At 56.8% G+C, this 1,164-nt stretch carries 1 protein-coding gene; it reads right to left on the bottom strand.

Going from position 1 to position 1,164, the window contains the following annotated elements:
• Positions 1-58 precede the first annotated feature (58 nt).
• A partial coding sequence (gene ltrA, locus QDY28_RS30875; RefSeq protein WP_331384859.1) for a group II intron reverse transcriptase/maturase occupies positions 59-1,164 on the bottom strand: 1,106 nt, incomplete at its 5' end.

Raw genomic sequence — 1,164 nt, 5'->3', positions numbered from 1 at the left:
GGTCCCGGTAGGGACGATGGTTACCCATCGCCCCCCGGTCAGTTCCGTACGTGCGGCACTACCGCATACGGCTCCTATCGGCTGTAGTGACGGTAAGCCGAGCATCAGGATGCGGATGCATCAGCCGGCACGGTGGCAGGTATTTGCGGACGAGCCTTTGGAAACGATCCCAAGGCAAGCGGTGTCGCTGGCTTCGGCGCATCAAGGCGTGTCGCCAAGCTCGACCAACTTCCCAGCGGAACCCTCCCAATCGTCGCAGATTGTCAGGCACCGCATGGTAGTTAAAATACCCCTGTAGCACTTGCCGTAACCACCGACCTACCTTTGCCATTGGTTCATGGCGTCGTCGCATCAGCGTTTCCCGTATTGCCGTCAGCGTCGTGCGCATGCGCTTCTYGATCGTCAGACGGACAATCTTGAAGCCCCCATCATTGCGCCGCCTGCCGCAGCAATGCGTGAATCCCAGAAAGTCGAAGGTCTCTGGCTTGCGGATACTACGTTCCCGGCATTGTTGCACAGCATACCGCCCAAAGCGTATCAGCCGCGTCTTTTCCGGGTGCAGTTGCAAGCCAAACTGGGCGAGACGCTCCCGCAGTTCTTGCAGGAAGCGCTGCGCCTCTCCTTCGTACTGGAACCCAATCACGCTGTCGTCGGCATAACGTACAATGATCACGTCGCCTTTAGCATTTCGAGTACGCCATTGCTGGACCCATAAATCCAATGCGTAATGCAGGTAGATATTGGATAGCACGGGGCTAACTACAGAACCTTGAGGAGTTCCTCGCGTTGATGCGACGCGGCGGCCATCCTCAATCGTGCCCGCTTTCAACCATTTGTGGATCAGACGTATCAGCCGGCGGTCACCTACTCGATGTGACAGGAAACGAAGCATCCACTCGTGATCGATTTCATCATAAAACGAGCGAATATCCGCGTCCAGTATCCAGTTGATCTTCCGCTTGTCGATCCCAACCCACAAGGCGTCCAGCGCGTCATGCTGCCCCCTTCCTTGCCGGAACCCGTATGAGAAGCCGAGGAAGTCTTGCTCATAGATCGCGCTCAGAACCGTGGACACGGCCATCTGCACGACCTTTTCTTCCAACGCTGCAATACCGAGGGGACGTAGTCTTCCGTCATTCTTCGGAATGTAGACCCGTCGGGACG

Source organism: Rhizobium sp. BR 362, assembly GCF_036528765.1.
GTDB lineage: Bacteria > Pseudomonadota > Alphaproteobacteria > Rhizobiales > Rhizobiaceae > Rhizobium.
Note: the sequence above shows the minus strand (reverse complement) of the source record. Positions and strands in the feature narration are given on the sequence as shown.